The organism is Clostridium phoceensis (assembly GCF_001244495.1).
Classification (GTDB): domain Bacteria; phylum Bacillota; class Clostridia; order Oscillospirales; family Oscillospiraceae; genus Lawsonibacter; species Lawsonibacter asaccharolyticus.
The window spans coordinates 134,756-152,556 of sequence record NZ_LN866274.1 but is presented as its reverse complement, the minus strand read 5'-3'; the positions used below and the strand labels follow the sequence as shown (position 1 = coordinate 152,556).

The 17,801-nt window shown below is 56.4% G+C and carries 17 protein-coding genes; 6 read left to right on the top strand and 11 right to left on the bottom strand.

Features of this window, described 5'->3' with window-relative positions; translation table 11 throughout:
• Positions 1-45 precede the first annotated feature (45 nt).
• On the bottom strand, positions 46-1,257 hold the full coding sequence (locus BN1969_RS01570) for a tyrosine-type recombinase/integrase (protein ID WP_082203458.1): 1,212 nt from the start codon (positions 1,255-1,257) through the stop codon (positions 46-48).
• Between the two features lie 175 nt (positions 1,258-1,432).
• Positions 1,433-1,648: a hypothetical protein gene (locus BN1969_RS01560; RefSeq protein ID WP_050622682.1), complete on the bottom strand. Its 216-nt coding sequence runs from the start codon at positions 1,646-1,648 to the stop codon at positions 1,433-1,435.
• 327 nt (positions 1,649-1,975) lie between these two features.
• Here BN1969_RS01560 and BN1969_RS01555 point away from each other — a divergent pair, with 327 nt between their 5' ends.
• A complete protein-coding gene (locus BN1969_RS01555) occupies positions 1,976-2,173 on the top strand; it encodes a hypothetical protein (protein ID WP_050622681.1) in 198 nt (65 codons plus the stop codon).
• Between the two features lie 111 nt (positions 2,174-2,284).
• Here BN1969_RS01555 and BN1969_RS01550 read toward each other — a convergent pair whose 3' ends face one another.
• Positions 2,285-2,482, bottom strand: a complete 198-nt coding sequence (locus BN1969_RS01550; protein ID WP_050622680.1) for a hypothetical protein — start codon at positions 2,480-2,482, stop codon at positions 2,285-2,287.
• Between the two features lie 330 nt (positions 2,483-2,812).
• Here BN1969_RS01550 and BN1969_RS01545 point away from each other — a divergent pair, with 330 nt between their 5' ends.
• The 5 genes from BN1969_RS01545 (at position 2,813) to BN1969_RS17740 (ending at position 4,422) form a co-directional block, all read left to right on the top strand.
• On the top strand, positions 2,813-3,082 hold the full coding sequence (locus BN1969_RS01545; protein WP_050622679.1) for a hypothetical protein: 270 nt from the start codon (positions 2,813-2,815) through the stop codon (positions 3,080-3,082).
• A gap of 120 nt (positions 3,083-3,202) precedes the next feature.
• Complete coding sequence (locus BN1969_RS01540) at positions 3,203-3,691, top strand: hypothetical protein (protein ID WP_242850259.1); 489 nt, start codon at positions 3,203-3,205, stop codon at positions 3,689-3,691.
• A complete protein-coding gene (locus BN1969_RS19030) occupies positions 3,688-3,951 on the top strand; it encodes a helix-turn-helix transcriptional regulator (protein ID WP_077138670.1) in 264 nt (87 codons plus the stop codon). Before BN1969_RS01540 ends, BN1969_RS19030 begins: the two co-directional genes overlap by 4 nt.
• Complete coding sequence (locus tag BN1969_RS01535) at positions 3,948-4,274, top strand: hypothetical protein (protein WP_050622677.1); 327 nt, start codon at positions 3,948-3,950, stop codon at positions 4,272-4,274. The genes BN1969_RS19030 and BN1969_RS01535 overlap by 4 nt, the downstream gene beginning before the upstream one ends.
• Positions 4,267-4,422, top strand: coding sequence for a hypothetical protein (locus BN1969_RS17740; RefSeq protein ID WP_154669716.1), 156 nt, complete (start codon positions 4,267-4,269; stop codon positions 4,420-4,422). The genes BN1969_RS01535 and BN1969_RS17740 overlap by 8 nt, the downstream gene beginning before the upstream one ends.
• A gap of 129 nt (positions 4,423-4,551) precedes the next feature.
• Here the strand turns inward: BN1969_RS17740 and BN1969_RS01530 are convergent, their stop codons facing one another.
• The 8 genes from BN1969_RS01530 to BN1969_RS01495 form a co-directional block, all read right to left on the bottom strand.
• On the bottom strand, positions 4,552-5,118 hold the full coding sequence (locus tag BN1969_RS01530; RefSeq protein ID WP_050622676.1) for a hypothetical protein: 567 nt from the start codon (positions 5,116-5,118) through the stop codon (positions 4,552-4,554).
• Between the two features lie 27 nt (positions 5,119-5,145).
• Positions 5,146-5,730, bottom strand: a complete 585-nt coding sequence (locus tag BN1969_RS01525) for a sigma factor (RefSeq protein ID WP_050622675.1) — start codon at positions 5,728-5,730, stop codon at positions 5,146-5,148.
• Between the two features lie 65 nt (positions 5,731-5,795).
• Entirely contained in the window at positions 5,796-6,182 is a 387-nt protein-coding gene (locus tag BN1969_RS01520; RefSeq protein WP_050622674.1) for a putative PDDEXK endonuclease, read from the bottom strand.
• Between the two features lie 48 nt (positions 6,183-6,230).
• Positions 6,231-6,419, bottom strand: a complete 189-nt coding sequence (locus BN1969_RS01515; RefSeq protein WP_050622673.1) for a hypothetical protein — start codon at positions 6,417-6,419, stop codon at positions 6,231-6,233.
• Positions 6,420-6,547: 128 nt separating this feature from the next.
• Positions 6,548-8,920 (bottom strand): phage/plasmid primase, P4 family, encoded by a 2,373-nt coding sequence (locus BN1969_RS01510; RefSeq protein ID WP_082203457.1) that lies wholly within the window; start codon positions 8,918-8,920, stop codon positions 6,548-6,550.
• 411 nt (positions 8,921-9,331) lie between these two features.
• On the bottom strand, positions 9,332-9,550 hold the full coding sequence (locus tag BN1969_RS17735; protein WP_077138669.1) for an excisionase family DNA-binding protein: 219 nt from the start codon (positions 9,548-9,550) through the stop codon (positions 9,332-9,334).
• Positions 9,551-10,383: 833 nt separating this feature from the next.
• On the bottom strand, positions 10,384-16,845 hold the full coding sequence (locus BN1969_RS01500; RefSeq protein WP_050622670.1) for an S-layer homology domain-containing protein: 6,462 nt from the start codon (positions 16,843-16,845) through the stop codon (positions 10,384-10,386).
• Between the two features lie 65 nt (positions 16,846-16,910).
• Positions 16,911-17,735, bottom strand: coding sequence for a tyrosine-type recombinase/integrase (locus tag BN1969_RS01495; protein WP_256183255.1), 825 nt, complete (start codon positions 17,733-17,735; stop codon positions 16,911-16,913).
• Positions 17,736-17,801: the final 66 nt, after the last annotated feature.

Below are 17,801 nucleotides of genomic sequence, written 5' to 3'. Positions count from 1 at the left end.
ATGGTTTGAAAAAGCTGCCTCCAACGATGGGAGACAGCTTCTTTTTTATGCCTGTTTCTTTGATAGAAGGTCAGCCACAGCTTCGCTCGCTCTGGCCTGTGCCTCCTCGAAAGTGTGGGCATAGATATTGAGTGTAGTTGTCACTTGGGAGTGACCCAGGGAGGCGGATACTGTTTTGACATCCACGCCGCTGTTGATTAGCAGGGAGGCATTGAGATGTCGGAATGTGTGGATACCTAGAAACCGTTGGCCTGTCTCTTCGCAGAAACGCCGCAGCCAGTGATATGGTGTGTTGGGGTGAATCGGATCTCCCATATCGCCCACAAACAGGCGACCGGAGTTGTGCCACTGATCTCCCAACCGTAGCCGGTCTTGTGCCTGCTCTGCCCGGAGCTGCCGCAGTACGTTAAACACTGGAGCGGGGAGCTTTAATGCCCGGTGGCTTTTTTCGGTCTTGGTATCATCGGTAAATGTTCCACGTCCTGCTAGGTATTGAGAAGTCCGCTGCACTTTGACCACGTGGGACTGAAAATCTATGTCCTGCCACTCAAGCCCTAACAGTTCTCCGCGCCGGAATCCGCCATAAATCGCCAAAACAAAGAAGGCCCTGTACTTAATAGGGGCGTGGTCCAAACTTTCAAGAAATGTTTGTGCTTCCTCGACAGTATAGCAATCCCGTTCCGGGGCCTCTCCGGCAGGGATTACCACACGCTTGCATGGATTGGAGGAGATTATTTCAAACCGAAAGGCATAGTCCAGAACAGATGATACAAAGGAGAGATAGTGCTGGATAGACTTCGGGGCAAGTTTTCCGCTTCCCTTTTGGATGGTAAATAGCTCTTTTGTGGCTTTCCCCAGAGTCGTGGAGATCTTCTCTGCTGTGGTTAGGGTTACTCCCTCCCCTCGACACATAGACGATATAGTGGAGCGGGAAACGCCGCTGGTCTCTGCTAGGTCCTTTTGGGTTCTACCCTTCAATATGGCGGATAAATCGGCCTTTGGTTTTGCAAGGTCTCTTTTTGTGCTGATTCCATCCTCCCCCAGGTTATCAATGAATCGCTGGATGTGGCGTGCGGTCAGTTTGTCTAGGCGAATATGTCCGATGGCCTGATAGGTCCGCTCCTCCAACTGTCTGAAGCCGTGCCACAGTCCGGGGGCGTAGATTGGGCTCTGCGTATTCTTTGAACCACTGTTCCGCAAAGGCCTGAAACTTGATGTTTCCGTTGCCCACACCCTGGGCCGAACACTTTTCGTCAAACAAAACCGCTTGCCGATTCAGTTCCTTCTCAATCTGCTTCTCCGTCATGCCTGGCTTCGGTTTCCACGTCATGGAGCGCATCACCTGTCGGCCCGATGTGTCATAGCCACATGAGGACCGAATAAGGTAGCTTGTTCCCGTCTTGCCCTCTCGCTTCTTGATCGTGGCCACAGGTCATTCCTCCTTATTTGGCCCCGCAGGAGCGCCGTTGTCCCGCTCCATAGTCTCCGCTATGGCCCGGTTCACAAAGCCGTTGACGGACTCGCTGTGGGCCTCTGCGTGGGCTTTGATGATCTCTTTCTGTCCTTTCGGGACGGTTAGGTTTATGCGGTCATAATTCTCACTCATATACTTATTGACGGCTTTTTGCTGTGCCTTTGATACTGGCATGCTCTCACCTCCAGGGGGTGTCTTGAAATAGGGACACCCTTTCCATTATGGCTCTATTATAGCACATTTGTCTATCTGTGTATATATACATATTGTATATATCTGCGTAGATATATTTGGCTACTGTGCGCATTGATATATCTGCACAGATATATTATAATAAGACCATAGCGAGAGGTCAAATGGTGCTGAAGCAATAGGCACCAGGCAAGAGCGGGCAATCGGCCAATGGAGCGCTGAATCGTAGACCAGCCCAACCCGCCGCCTCTGCAAGTACCTTGACAACCGAATACCGACACCGTATAATCTGAGCAAGGAGTGATGATGATGGTAGACAAAGAGCTGCTAGAGGCCATCGGCCAGATGATGGATGAAAAATTCGATCAGAAATTACAACCCATCATTGATCGGCTGGACAAGCTGGAGGAATCCAATGAGGAAGTCCGTGATGGAGTAAACGCCCTTCTGGAATGGGCGGAGGAGTGTGGGAATGTGATCAAGTTCCCGCTTCCAAAAGTAAAGTAAGTACACAAATCAGGCGGTGCCGGTGTTCGGTGCCGTCTTTTATTTTGCGAGGGTAAGTGTATGCCCTCGCTTTTTCATGCGTTCAATTTCAGGACGGCAAAAAGGCGGGGTTTAGCCCCCACCCTCTTGCTCGTCTCGCTCCATCCGCTGATCTATCGCCGAGACTATATATTGATTCATGCTCTCGCCAGCGGTGGAGGCAGCGGCCTTTATATCGTCCTTCTTGCCTTTAGGCATCCTAATTCTAATTTCGTCCAGCTTTTCAAGGTATTTAATTGATGCCTTTTTCTGTGCTTCACTGACTGACATATTGCTCACCTTCCGGGGGCGTCCTGAAATGAGGCATACCCTCTTTATTGTGCCTCTATTATAGCATATCTGTCTATATGTGTCCATATAAAAATGCAACAAATATATGGGAACATATTTAGCTGTTCTGTCAATAGATTTATATGGGAACATATAGTATAATAAGACCGTAGCAAGGGGGGACACCCCAAGCGGGACAAGCGAAAGTGGACGATAGGATCAAGACCACTACATAAGACCGGAACGGGATACAGAATGAGCCCTGCAAGATGGAATCCCCTGTAAAGCCCACCAGCGCTTGTCCCAGAGAAAACAAGGAGGAAATTTGTAATGAGCACAAACGAATTAGAAAGCAAGGTCCGGGAGCTGCGCCAGCTGCAAGCCCTGATCGCAGAGGCTGAGGCAGAGGCGGAAACCATCAGGGACGCTATAAAGGTGTTTATGGGCGATTCTGAAGCCGTGCAGGCTGGGGAGTATAGAATCACATGGAAGCACGTAACTTCCACCAGAATGGACACAGCGGCCATCAAAGCGGCCTTGCCGGAGGTGGCGGCCAGATTTACCAGGACCACGACCACACGCCGCTTCTGTGTAGCATAAAGAGAGCCCCCATATCCCAGCCGACCAAAGCAAGAGGATATAGGAGCCTGTAACCCCGGAGGGGGCTATGGTGATAGCTTACCACGGTCCCCTCCAGATTTCAAGATGGAGGAGATACCGATGGAAACGATACATGGCAACCTAGCCACTCTCAAGAGCGTGGAGGCCATAATGGAAGAAACAGACCGGGCCATTGTCCCTGTGGTGGGTGACTGCCTGGAGGGGGCTGGGGTGCAGGATGGCGGACGGGTGGCTGTGGCCTTTGACAGATACCCGGCACCGCCCAGACATAAGAGCAGGGGAGGAGACGGCTCTGTGGACCTCTGCCTGTGCTATGCAACTTTCCCCGGCACCAGAAAGCCTTCGGTCATGCTCAAGGCTTATGATGGTGTGTGGGGCGCTTACCAGATGGTGGGGACCAGATACAAGAGCATGTGGGACGGGGATAGGTTCCGCCCAAACTGTGGTATATTCGCAGAAAGGATCTTCGGTGTGATTTTCGCAAGCTGGGACAAAGATGGGAATCTGTTGTGGGAGCGGGATCTGAACAGCTTTCCGGCCACGCTGGGGTGCACGCCGACCATCCACGGGGAGGTGGAGCCGGCATGAGAGTATCACACCGTGCATCTGAATATTTGGCCCTGTTCGCTGCGGGCTTTACAGTCACAGAGATCTCCCGCCGCTGCGGGGTCTCAAAGTCTACAGTCTCCACCCTGTTGAAAAAAGCCAGAGCCCCGAAGGTACAAAGAGAATCCGCTTCTAGGACATGCCCATATAGCTCAAGCTGCTTTACCTGCCCCATGCGTGATTGCGTTGTTGAGGGAACGGAGATAAATGCTCTTGTCTCTTGGGAGGAGGTTGCTGTATGAGCACATCAGCAAAAACGCTTATTGCTGCCCCGGTTATCTACAATGAACTCAAAGACGCAGAGGAGAAAGCTATTGCGGTGCTTGGTCTTTTAGAAGATGTAATTCAACCTGCTTTTGGAGATTTGAGGTGTGATGGCCTGTTAGATCAGAAAGGGAAAAGCCGGGGAGATTGTGCAATCGACTGGGTAGAGAAAAACTTTAACGCCTTATACTCAGCCTGTTATGCGGCAAGAAGTTTAATCGAAGATGTGGCCGATACTCTCCAGATGCTTCCTGTACAGCAAGAGACAGAAATAGGAAAGGAGGCCGCACAGCATGACTAAAGAAGAGCGCCGCCAGAGGGCGGAGAGAGCCCGCCTGGAGCGGGAGAGGGAGGCGCAGATAGAAGCACTCCGCCAGATCAGGGACGACCCACAGGCCACTCCAGGGGAACGACTGGAGGCGGTGAAGTTGCTGCTAGAGCTGGAATAAAGAGATGAAGGAGGGGGCTGCCCGCACGAGCGGCCCCCTTTTTCTGTATAATGTCACAGAGTTGGAAAAAGTTCCCCTCACCGGTCCCTTAGCGAGATTCCCAAAGAGGGTAGGGGTGGGGGGGATGTACTATCGGCATATCCGGGCCAGATCTTCCATCAGCCGCTTTCCGTGCCGGAGCTGATATTGTGAGAAGCGAATCAGGTGGCGGCGGTATGTTGTTTCGTGCATCCCCTTCGGCTTATCTGGACGAAAACCCAAAAAGGAAAATCCATCTATAGGCCACGGTGGGAGGGTCAGATATTTCTTTGCGTATTCCATCCCCTTCCAGTAGTCCACCATCCCGTCCTTTGTCTGCTGCTGGCTTTTGTAATTCAGCCGGGCGCACTTCCGACATAAGAACCCCCGCCGCCCGGTCAGGTACAAGAACCGCACCCGCCCGCCACATCCAGGGCACAGGAAAAAGGTCTGCCGCCCGCCATAGCCGTTGCGCTTGTGGGATAGATTGATCTTGTATTCGCTTGGAGGAAATATCTCACAAAAGCTATCTTCCTGGTATATGTCCAGGTATTCCCCACCACAGAATAGCCCGCCCCAGGCATGGGTAAATGCCAACTCAAAACTATCTATTCGGGGTGTCCTCTCAACCTGTTCATGGGTCTTATTCCACCCTCCAGCATTACAGCGAAAATACAAAGCATCACCTTCTTTTGTGCCTAAACACTATGTAAGATATGCTCTCAAGTCTCTGGATACCCTGGGATGTCGCAGAGCCCGCAGAGCAGCGGCGTGTATCTTGTGGTCCACCTTCTGCTCCAGCCAATACCGCCGCCGGATCACCGTCCTCTGATGCTCTGGCAGGCCGTCCACAGCCCTGTGAAGTGCTTCCCACTCTCCGATGCTCTCCAGGGCTTCCTCCGCTCTGGGGTCCGGTATCACGTCCTCCAGGTACAGGAGATCTCCCTCCCTGTCCGCAAGGGGCGTCTCCAGGCTGACCGCTGATTGAATGGGGTCCAGCTGGTCCCGCTTTGTACGCTGCCCGCTGGCCTCAGAAAAGGCCCCTCTGAGCTTTAGACCGTACCATGTGAGGAATGACCCGCCCCTATCATCCCAGCCCTCCAGGGCTTCCAGAAGGGCGAGAAAGGCCACCTGCTCGAAATCATCCACAGACAGCCCGGCCCGGCCACCTACCGCCATAGTCCACCGATACGCCCGATCATGGGCAAACCGCCGCACCGCTGCCCACAGCTCCAGCAGCTTGTCCTTGTCCCCGCCCTGGATCGCCCTCGCTAGTTCTTCATTGGTCATTGATGTCCGGCCCCTTTCGTGGTAGAATGTGGGTGGCAAGTTCACACACCATCACGGGGCCGCTCTCACTCGCTGGGAGCGGTTTTTCTTGGTTCGCTCTGGGTTTGATATAGCTCCAGCCAGTCCCCCAGCTTCATCACCACCAGCCACGGGGAGCGGGAGCGGCGGAAGAACACGGCGGGGAGGCCATCACCAAAGCGCACGGCGTCCCGCTCCGCCTGTTCCAGCCAGGAATAAGGCCGCAGCTGCTCCGCCCGCTTGCACTCGATATGGACGCCGGGGAGGCCGGTTAAATCCGGCACCTCCCCAAAGGACAGGGAGCCGCCCCGCTCGACGGGATAGCCATACTCACGGAGCAGGGCGGCAAGTTCCCTCTCCCCATCTGCGCCTTTGCGCTGGGATTTTCTACCCGTTGGGATCACCCCACATAGAAAGGATTTCCTCCAGAGCATCCGCAATCCGCTCCAACTGCTTTACGATTGCTAAAGCCTGGTTGTCCGTCATATTTTCACCTTCTTCCCATTTGGAGTGAACATCATCCCAACATCACCGCCGCCCAGGTCAATGATCTTCGCCCCCAATTCCTGGGCCGTGGTCAGGAAACAGCCACCACCGGGATGATCTATGTAGCGGTCCGGGCAATCCTTTTCGCAGGGCTTACCATCCAGGGGACAAATTATATCTTTCACGATTACAGCTCCTTTTCTTCGTTTTTGCCCACACCGGCAATCCGTTGCGGCGCAAGGGTTTGCAAAATGGGGTCCGGGTGGGGCCGGGTTTTCCGAGGGGTATAAAATTTTCTCTCGCATAGAAGGGACTATAAAATGCCAGACCCACCCGGACCCGCCCTCCATTTCATCCCTAAAACAAAGGCCATCTTTGACGCAGAGTGCGGTGCTCCCGCTGGCCTTTTGCGCTTGATTTCAGCGTGGGCCTCCATAGCCTGCTTCCAGTTGGACATACTTTCGGCTCGGTGCCCGTTGCGCTCGCACCACCCTTGATAGGCTTGGTATGCCTCCTCGGTCCTGATCCCCCCGTGTGGGTCTGGCTCCATCATCTCATCCACAAAGCGGGCTATCTTATCGCTGTCCCGCCGGTATTGGGCCGTAGCCTCCCGGACGGCGGGCGGAGCCTCAAGGCCAGTTTCCCGCATCATCCAAAGTCCATCCAGGCACCAGTTGAGAATACCGCTCATATTTTCAGCCTGACGCAACTTGTGTTTCAAGCTCTTGTCCTGCTCCTCTTCAGAGAAATGCCGGTTGAACGGGATCACCTTCACACGCCCGGAATCAAATACAGTGGGGTCCGTCACCTTCGGCAAGTGGTTGGTGTTGATGAACAGCTTGAATTGCGGAACAAACTCAAAAGAATTTTCATTGAGAAAGCGGGCGTTGATGGTGTCCCGGCCCGTCAGGGTCTTAACCAGACTGGCAGATAGGACCATCTGTTTGCCCGGCTCAGAGATGTTGACCACACGGGCTCCCGCCAGCCGTGCGATATCCTCTGTGGGAGCGTTGCTGTTGGCCTTGTCCTTTTGAGTGATGGTCTCAGGCCGTGCCGCCCGGCCATATCCGCCTACAAGGGTCATATAGGTCTCCATAAGTGTCCCTTTGCCGTTGCGGGTGGTGGCTCCGTAGAGGGTAAAGAAGCACTCCTCCGAAGTGTCGCCGGTCAGGCCGTAGCCCATAGCCTTTTGCAGATATGCGGCGGTATCGTGGTCCCCCTGCATGATGTCGTTGATAAACCGCTCCCACAGCTCGCTTTTTGCCTCCGGATCATACTTCACGCTGGAGATCGTTGCCAGCAGATCAGATGGGGAGTGTGGTCTAAATTCCCGTGTGTTCAGGTCCAGGGTCCCATTTTTGCAGTTGAACAGATGGAGGTCTTGGTCAAACTCTGTCATGCTTACCGGGTGAACACTGGCCGCATCTTTCAAGATGGTCTCCCGGTTGGTGCGCCGCTGCCACTTCCCCACATGGGCTTGATAGGCGACCCTCTGCTTTTCGTCCTGGATGGACAGCGCATAGACCGCCAGGGCGTCCGCAAGGTCCTTGCATAGCTCCATAGCCCTCAGATTGCCACTGTCCGGCTCCCACACCTTTCCGTTGTAGATATACCACCGCTTGCGCTCCGGCACATACCGGGCCTTGTTCTTGTACCAATCCGCGAACAGGTTTCCATTGCCGATATCGCTCCACCCATAGCGGGAATTTTTGTCCGGGCGCAGGTCCGCCAGCTTTACCGGTCCATTTGTGGTGTCGGTGGTGATCTTCTCCGCCTTGCGTCTGGAATGGGCCTGTGGGTCATATCCACCGGAGCAAGAAGCAATAGCTTCCTGAATGGTGATCGCTCCGTAAGTGGACCCGCTCTGCCGCCGGTCCCATTTCTCACGCATCAGGCCGGAGGAGCGGAAAAGCCGATCCATCCGGGCGGCGTCCTTGTTGGTCCACCACGCCAGCCAGTTGCAAAGGGCCATATCCGCCTCGCTCTGGCTCTGATAGGAGGAGGTATCCCCCGCCCACAGGGCGGCAAACTGCTCCCCGTTGCGCCCCTTCTTGGCTTTTTCAATCAATGCCACGTCATCCAGCTCGACCGGTCCACAAGAAGCGGAGGCTGGTGTGGTTTTCTTCGTTTTGGTCCGTACCATATACTTCTCCAGCACAGCGGCCAGTTGTTCCCCATGTTCCTCAATCTCAAGGCCAGGGGTCAGGGCGTTGCCGGTCACGGTGACAAACTTGTTGGTGCATCCCGCTATGTAGATCTCTAATCCCAGCTTTTGGTTGTTGATGTAATACCGGGCCTTGTCATACTGAAAACCAGCAGCCTTGAACAAAATCCGCAGGCCGTGACCGCTGGGGGAATACTCCGTATAGCCTTTTATGGTGTCCATCACATCAAAGGCCAGCGGGGACAGTTCACCGTTGTCGTCAATGCAGTCGTCAATGCAGTGGTCAATGTCGATCGCGCCCACATGCCCGAAGATGCCAACGCCCAGCCCATCATACTGGCCCAGCACTGCCAGCGCCGTATCCAGCGGGGCAAAGGTGGCCGGGTTGGTGCTCTGCGCTCTGCCGCCGGTGCGGGGATTATAGGGAACCTTTGTGGGCTTTCCCTCCCGATTCTCATATTTCCACACGCAAAATAGACCGTCTCGGAGCAGGGCGGGAGGTAAATTTTTATATTCAACCATTCTGCCTACCACTCTGCTTTCTCGATTGCATCAGCGGCTTCCAGAATCTCCGCCGCTCTACGGCGAAGCGAATCTACGCAGCGGTCCTTTTCTTCCTTGCTAGATGGGAGGTAGTATCCGTCCAGGTTGTTGCTGAGGATCGGGATATGCCTCCGGCGCTCTATGTGGATCTGCTTTCTTACATCCCGTTCTGAACGCTGGGTAATCCTTACCAGATCCCGAAGATGGAGACCTTGTCCCGCCCCAGGAAGTAGAAATTGAGAAATATATCCCGCTTGCGTCCGGTCCTGGTCTGATGTACAATAGTTTTTGGAAGTGGTGTCCGCCCGCGAAGCCGACCCCGTTTCCTCCGCCCGTTCTGCTGTGCCACCAGCAGGGCGGGCACTCTTTCTGTTTCGCTGATCCACGTCTTCACCCCCTAATGGGCCGAATCTCGGCACTGTGGAAGGGAGGAGGCGTAAACAGAAATTCCTCTAATCTGTCCAGGTCCAACAGATACTTCTTTCCGCATCTAGTAGAGGGAATTTCTCCTGCGATTACTTTTCTTCTAATTGCGGTTCTGGTTAGTGCTGTGCCCGGATCATGTTCCCGCACATAATCGGCAGCTTGCTCAATGGTTCTCATTCTCATTTACTTCACATCCTTTCTTGAATCGAACACTAGTTTGTGTTCCTGTGACATATAGTAGCATGTTTTAAAATACTAAGCAATATGTTGTGGTGTATTCTTATTTTATAATGTATCTTGTGTATCGACATGTATAAAAAACGATGATTAGCAATAGCCAGCTATTCCCTAAGACCCCCAAAATCACAGCGCAATTTCTTGCGTGAATAATTATTTTAAACAGAAGTATAAAAATGAATTTCCTTGATAAATTTCTAATATTTTCTCAATTTTCTACAAATAAAAACAAGGGGAGGGTGGTCCGGTTTTTGTGGCTACTTTTTGTCCGTTATTTGTCCGTTGTTTTTATGAAAAGCTATCGAAAAAGGAGAGCTGGGAAAATAAATAAATCCCTTGTATCCGTTGGGACACAAGGGATTGTGATATATAATAGAAAATCATAAAAAGAAAAAATGCCCATTCGACTCCCGTCAGCCGCACCACCAGAAAACCCCGAGAGTCTTTTGATTGCAAGACTTTCGGGGTTTTACTATTTCTGTAAAAGGCGTCTTGGGCATGATTGCGCATCTTTCTTTTAGTCGTGAGATCAAGAAGTCCCCTACCGCCTGACTGGCCGCTGCCTTGGATAGGCATAGATATTTAGAGTGGTGGATACCTGAAAATGGCCTGAATTTGCAGCTGCGGTTTGCCCATCGGCACAGGAGTTTATCAGTAGAACTGCATTGAGATGGCAGAAAGCACGGACGACAAGAAAAAAGTATAGAAAAACGAAGGCCCGTGAGCACGACTTGTCGTGCCCACGGGCCCTTTTTCTATGGGACAGAGGGAAGCCGGGATCAGTTGTTGATGCCGGTCCACTGCTCGGAGCCGCCGGCCTTGATGTGGTCGTGGCTGTTTGAAGCCTCCATGATGGGGTAGAAGGCCCAGTGGTTGCTGTTCAGGTCAGAGAAACTGACCAGCCGGTCCAGGCTGCGGTCCACGAAGCTCTGGTCCGGGGTCCGGCCCAGCATGTGGTTGACGATCACGGCCACCTCGGCCCGGGTGATCGAGCCGCTGGGGCGGAAGCTGCCGTCGGGGTAGCCGCCGATCCAGCCGTACTCTGCGGCGCTGGCCACATAGGGGTAGAACCAGTCCTGCGCGGACACATCGGGGAAGCTGCACCGGGCACTGGGAGCCATATCGGCGAAGGAGAGGGCCGCCGCCGCGAACTCAGCCCGGGTGATGGTGCTGTTGGGGTGGAAGGTGCCGTCAGGATAGCCGGTGAACATGCCCAGGGAGGCCAGCGTCTCCACCGCGTCAGCGTACCAGGCGCCGTCGGGCACATCGGAGAAGGAGACCGTGGCGGGCACATTCTGGTCATTCAGAAGGGCGTAGAACATCTGAGCCACCTCGGCCCGGGTCATGTTTCGGTCAGGGCCGAAGGTGCCGTCGGGATAGCCGCTGAGGTAGGCGATGTGGTCCCGGGTATTCAGCCAGCGGTCCACGCCGTTCAGCTTCTGGCTGGCGGTAAAGACAGCGGTGATGGTGTGGTTCTTATGCACCTTTTCGAAGGTGTAGCGGCCCACGGCTCCCACGCTCCTGCCGTCCACCAGCACGTCCGCCAGCTCATAGCCCTCGTCCGCCTGGATGATGAAGCTCTTGTTCCGGTCATAGGCCACCTGCACCCGGCCGTCCGGGCTGATGGAGCCGCCCTCGCCGGCCGTGGCGGTGATGGTCAGATAGGTGATGCCGCCGTCGTCATCGTCGTCGTCATCATCGTCACCGCCCTCGTCGGTCTCCGTAAAGGTGACGCGGATGGTGTGGTTCTCCGTCACCTCCTCAAAGGTGTAGGAGCTGCGGACACGCTCACTGTCTCCGTCCACCCGGACACGGTCGATCTCATAGCCGCGGTCGGGGTCAAAGTCAAAGCGCTGGTCCCCGCCGTCCGGGACGAACACATCCCCCTCCGGGTCGATGCCGCCGCCGCTTCCGGCGGAGGCTTCGATGGTCCAGTAGGAGGGCTCGTCGGGCACGCCGTCTTCGTCCTCATCTGCACCGAAATAGGCCACCACTTCGCTGTCCTCCCGGATATCCTCCAGGGTCCAGCTGCCGGTAAAGGCGTTCTCCGGGTCGTTGTTGGAGTAGACCACATCGTCGTTGACGGTGATGTAGTCCAGGGCACAGCCGTCCTCGGCGTGGATGGTGAAGGGCAGATCATCTCCGGCGTCTACGGTCGCCTCGGTGGGATCGATGGAGCCCTGCTCCTCGCTGTCCGAGGAGGCGGTGACGGTGTACTGCTCCTCCTCCGGCTCCTCCTTGTCGTCGGGCACGCCGTTGTCATTCTCGTCCTCGCCGAAGGTGACCACAACTTCGGCCGCTTCCTGAACATTTTCCAGCGTCCAGGTGCCCTCAAAAGGAGCGGTTATATCGTCGTTGGTGTACTCAGTTTTACCGTTCACCTGGATGGTGCCCAGGGCATAGCCGCCCTCGGCGTCGATGGTGAACTCCACGTCCTCTCCGGCGTTTACGGTCTTGCTGGTCGGATCAATGGAGCCGCCCTCGCCCTCCACGCGGGCGGTGACGGTGTACTGGGTCTCAGTGACATCGGGCTTGTCGTTGCCGTCCTCGTCATAGCCCCAGGCGGCCCAGACCGCCTTGTCCTCATCCATAGCGACAGAGGTCACGGTGTTGGGGGCGGTGTCCTCGACGCTGTAAATGGTTTCGTGGTCGTCCTCAGTCATCCAGCCGATGAAGAGGACGGGGACATCCTGCTGTCCGTTGTACTCCACAGCGTCGTGGGTGGGAGCAGCGATGTCGCTCAGAGTATGCGGGCCTGCCGCCACATCGTTTACCACATATGGATCAGTTTGACCGTCGAACGCGCCGCCGTTGGCGTGGTAGGTCAGGGTATAGGCGGCCTCCGGCTCGTTGGCGTCAGGCACACCGTTGTCGTCCTCGTCCAGACCGAAGGTGACAGAAATCGTGTGATCCTCCGTCACATCCTTAAAGGTGTAGGAAGTCCAGCTGGTGCCGGGGGCGGGAGCCGTTCCGTCATTTTTATGCGCTGTGCTGTCAATGGTGATGGTGTCCACGGCGTAGCCGCTGACGGGGGTGATGGTGAAGGTGGCGCTTCCTCCATCGGACACATAGGCTTCTTTGGGATTGATGGAGCCGTTGGGCCCGGCGGTAGCGGTGATGTGGTGGTCATCTTCGGTGACATCCGGCGTGCCGTCGTCGTCACTGTCCAGGCCCCACACTGCGTAGACCGTCATATCGCCGCTGATGGTCAGGCGCGTGGAGGTTTTGGGCGGAGTATCGCCGCGCTTATAGACTTTATTCTGTGCGGAAGTATCTGTTGTCCAGCCGATGAACAGCACCTTATGGCCGTCCTGGTCGGCGTGGGAGGGATGATACTCGTCTGTGGATTTCAGAGTGTGTCTGTCCCCGTCGTTCAGGCCGGTCTCCGTCTTTTCGGTCGTGCCCTCACTGCCGAAATATCCGCCGTTGGCGTCATAGGTCAGGGTGCGGTCGTACTTGTCCGGAGTGCCGTCTTTGTCCGCATCCACCGCAAAGGTGACGGTGATGGCGTAGTCGGACCGGACATCACTCAAGGTGAGGATTCCGCTGGTATAGCCGGGGATGTTGTGCTCCCCGTCGTTGGGGTAGGTCTTAGTTTCCACTGTGGAACCACTGACATCCTGCTTCACAATGGTGACGGTGTCCAGGGCGTAGTTTGTATTGGGAGTGATGGTAAATTCGGCATCCGTCCCGGCGATCACATAGCGGGTCGGGGGCGTGATGGAGCCGTTGCCTCCATCAACAGAAGCGGTGATGCCATAGGACTCATCCTGCACGTCGGGTTTGCCGTCGCCGTTGGTGTCATAGCCCCATACGGCGTAGACGGTCTTATCCTCCGAAGAGACATCCACCGTGGCGGCGAGGATGCTGTCATCATAGTTGTCATCCAGTCCGTAAATGGTGTCCTTTTTATCCAGAGACCAGCCTACAAAGGCCACCTTTGTACTCTTATCATCCGCATGGGTGGGCTTGAATTCGGCGGTGGTGTTCAGCCTGTAACTGGGCTGCGCCGGGACCGTCTCGGTTTTGGTCTCATCACTGCCGAACGTGCCGCCGTTGGCGTTATAGGTCACGGTGCGCTTGTCCTCTGTAACGTCGGGCTTGCCGTCACCGTCGGTGTCGTAGCCCCAGGCGGCATACAGGGTGGTGTCGGCGTTGACAGTGTAGGGGCTGGCCACAGTGGTGGGGGCGGTATCGTTGGCGGACAGGATCGTAGTGGTCTTGTTAGTTGCATCCGTCCAGCCGATGAAAGCTACCGCGACGCCGCCCACGGCGCTGTGTGTGGGGCCGCCGGCCAGGGTTACCTGAGTGCCGCCTGTGATGTTGGACTGGGCAGACGGGACATTGGTCACACTGCCTTGAACTGCGTTGCCGTTGTAAGTGAGGGTAAAGCTTCGCTGAGAGGGGTCATAAGCGTGACTGACGGTAACGGACGCGGCTATATTGCCAGTCGAGTCATACACGACCCGCCCCTGTGGGGTGGTTTCATATCCGGGATAAGAATTTTCGTAAGTATCTTCGTAGCCCGCAATTGCCGTCTCAGTCAGCTGATAGGCGGTTCCCGCCGGGATACCGGAAACGGTCGCGGTCTGGCCGGGCTGGAGCTGGAAGGTCCCATCGGAGTTCAGCGGAGTCTCTGAGCCATCCCCGATCTTGACTGTGACAGGGGCCTTCTGGGTATCCAGCTTCCCGTTTACAGTTCCCTCCGGCGACACGTTGTAAAGCTCCAGTTTGTAGGTGAATTCCGGCTCGGGACTGGGGACATTGCTGCCAGTGGTCGTATTTACCTTCACCGTCAGCGCCCCGGTGGGGGTCTTTTCGGTGCGCAGGCCGTTGTTGCCCAGACGGACGGTGACTGTGGTGTCGTCCACATTATAGACCGGGTGGCGGTAGTGGACGGCGGTGCCGGTCCCGTTGACGGTCTTGTCGGCGCTGCCGTCGGACACACGGCTCAGCTTGGCGGAGCCTGCTTTAATGTATAGGCCGTCGGCGTCTCCATCTGTGTGGCCGATGAGCGCCTGGGGGTTGAGCACCAGATGGTAGTCGGTGAGCAGGTCGGCATCAAGCTCGCCCGTGTCCCCTGTGCCTTGCGCCTGATAATACCGGTGCTCATAGAAGAAGGCGGCGCCTTGGCCTTTATGCGCCTCCTGAGCGCGCACGATATTATAGGTCGTTCCATCGATCACAACAGTCCCTCGCTCGGGAATAACAGTGGACTGGAGCAGGTGATCCAGGGCCTCATCGTGCGTCAGAAGATTCTGGTTGCCGCCTGCAACATTGTCCACCAGCACATACAGGGGGGTGTCCTCGGTGTAGTGGTAGAAGGCGTTGGAGGCAGCGGGGGTAAAGACGGCGGTGGCGGTGCCGTACTGAGTGTCATCCTTGGCGGCGGCATCCCAGGCGTTGCTGTAGAAGCTGGTGGTGCCGTCTTTGGAGTGGGCGATCAGGTAGTCGTTGTCGTCCTGATCGAATGTGACAGCATCATCCCGGGCCACCGAGTAGAACAGGCGGATGGGGTAGGCCTCCTGGTTCTGCTGGATGGAATAGGTCTTGTGGCCGTCTCCGTCTACATGGGTGGTAGCTGTGACGGTGCGCAGGGGGATCAGGCTGGCCGGGACCTTCCAGGTGAGGGTCTGGGTGTCCCCGTCTGCTGTGACGGTCAGCTCCAGATCAGCCAGGTTGGCCTCTCCGTAGATCTCGTTGCCCTCCACCGTGCCGGTAAAGGTGTAAGTAGCGCCATTGTCGTTTGTTGTGGCCGTGAACGCGTGGTCTCCATAGAGCACGGTGGGGGCGCCCACCACCTTCATGTAGGGGCCCAGCTCATCGGTAAAGGTGATGAAGCCGCTCTCTCCGCCGGTGCCCGGTGCGCCCTCAGGGGTCTCAGTGGGGGAGGTGGGGGCAATCGTGTTGATCTCGTCTAGGATCTGCTGAAAAATTGTGTTCCAGTCTTCTTGGCTCTGGAAGTTGCTGGCTAAATAGAAATTATCGTTGTACTTGTAATCTTCGTAAGTAATATTGTCGCTTCCGGGGTTATCGGTTTTGGAAATAGTAGTATATTGGTCCGCACCTGCCGGCCCTTCAGCGCGGCTGAGACGGACGGAGCCGTTTGTCTGGTAGTCGGTGTACGCCTGTTTTAGTTCATCTCCAAAGCCGGCACCAGTCTCCAGACGCTCTTTGGGGTTGAGGGCAGTGATGGCAAGTCCTTCGTCAGGACCTGCCTCCTCAAGACCGACACCAACAGTGAAGACGTGTACGGAGCGGTCGGGATCTGCTCCATAGTAGTGCTCTGATACTTTGGCCTTCATATTGCCAGCAGTCATCATTGTCACAAAGGCCTGGGCTCTGTGATTCAGAGGAGTATTATTTCCAATATACTCTGGATCAATGTTTCGCCTGGAAGGCGTCATAAAGTTGGTATCACCATTCTCCGGCTCGCCGCAGGATAGGAGCACCATCACAGGGGCCCGGGTCAGCTCGACACCGTCCACGGTGACAGTGGTATCCGACGTTTGGAGCAGAAGATCCATACCGGTATAAATACCAATCTGCGTGTTTCTCTCTTCTCCGCTGTCAAACTCAAATTCTTCCTCGACAATTGAGATGCCCGCATCCGTCTTGCCATAGGAAGCGACATAAGTGGTATCTGCCCAAATACCGTTATCATGGACCCCAACCTGCAGCAACTCCTCCGGGGACTGATCGGAATAGTTGCTGTAGTGATCCAGCGGCAACAGGGGGATTGCCGTATTACCGTACGCCACAACAGCGATCCGGTTGTTGGGGTTGGCGGTCAAAAGATTTTCCAGTGCGTCGTTTGCTGCCGCTACCATATCCTCTACATATGGCTCCATTTCCGGTGCCATATCCAGCACGATCACGGTGTCCGTGGGCACCTTGGTCTCGTCCACAATGGTGGCCGCCGAGCCCAGGCCGGACAGGGCCACCAGAAAGTCAGCGCCAGCCTCTTTCTTCACCGTGTTGTCCGTCAGCCCCTCTATGGTGGTGCCGGGCAGTTTGATATCCTGGGTGGACACGGACTTGTCCGTCCAGATACGTCCGATGTCCTTGGTGGTCAGGTAGGCGCTTCCGCCCACACCGAACAGGTCCTCCCAGTCGGTGTAGGTGGTCGTGTCCGCGACCGGAGCCGGGTCCGGGTCCGCCGCCAGGGCCGTGCCGGGCAGAAGACTGAACAGCATACAGACCGCCAGCAGCCAGCTCAGCGGCTTTCTCAGTTTTCGCATGTCGCATTTCTCCTTTTCTCATCTCGAACAGAGTGTAGTCAGCCCGCCCAGGGCGGGCGGTGTGTTCAGGCGCCCCTCACCTCCTGACAGCCGCCCCAGCCGACGGCGGCCTGTTCCGCCTCCAGCAGGCGCTCATGGGTCTGCTCCACCAGCTGGGCCACAGTGGCCTCGATCTCCGCTCGGGTGGTGTAATACAGCTTCCGCAGGCACCGCGGGTTGCCCTTTTCCGGGGGGACCTGGGCATCCCGGCAGAGCCGGCGGATGCTGACAGAGACCCCGGCCCGGCCGCAGGGGCGGCCGGTGCGGGTGACAAAGATGGGGCCGGAGGAGATCCCCCGCCTCCGGGCGTAGTCCAGCAGCTCCCTCCGGAGGCAGTCGGGCAGGCGCTGGGGCATCGCCTCCCCCGGGAGGAGCAGGACCCCCTCGCCCGCCGCCTCCACCGTCACCTGTTCCAGCTCGTGGACCGGCAATCCGGTGGAGGTGAACAGCTTGATCAGCAGATAGACCCGCTCCTGTCTCAGAGCCCGGGCGGTGGACAGCAGGCGCAGGTATTCGCTCCGGGTCAGCTCCAGCTGGGCATCCCTGCCGCAGGAGAGCCGCCCCGTCAGCTGGAACTCCCTGCAGCCCAGCCACTCCAGGAAGCTGTTGGCCGCGGACACGCTGGTGTTGACCGTGCTGGGGGAGTATCCCTGGTCCAGCAGCTGCTCCCGCCACTGGCGCAGGGTGCCCCGGCCGATGCGGCCGCCGGGCAGGGCGGCATACAGCAGCTCCAGCTTCTTTCGGTAGGAGGATACTGTGCTGGGGTTCCGCCCTCGTTCCCCCAGGCTGGACAGATAGGAGCCGATCTGCTCCCGGGTGACCGTGATCCCCTGTGTCTGGGGCTCCTGCAATGCGTTCTCCCCTTGGGAGATGCGGCTCTCTTTCGTTACCCCATACGACTCCCTCCCATTTATAGA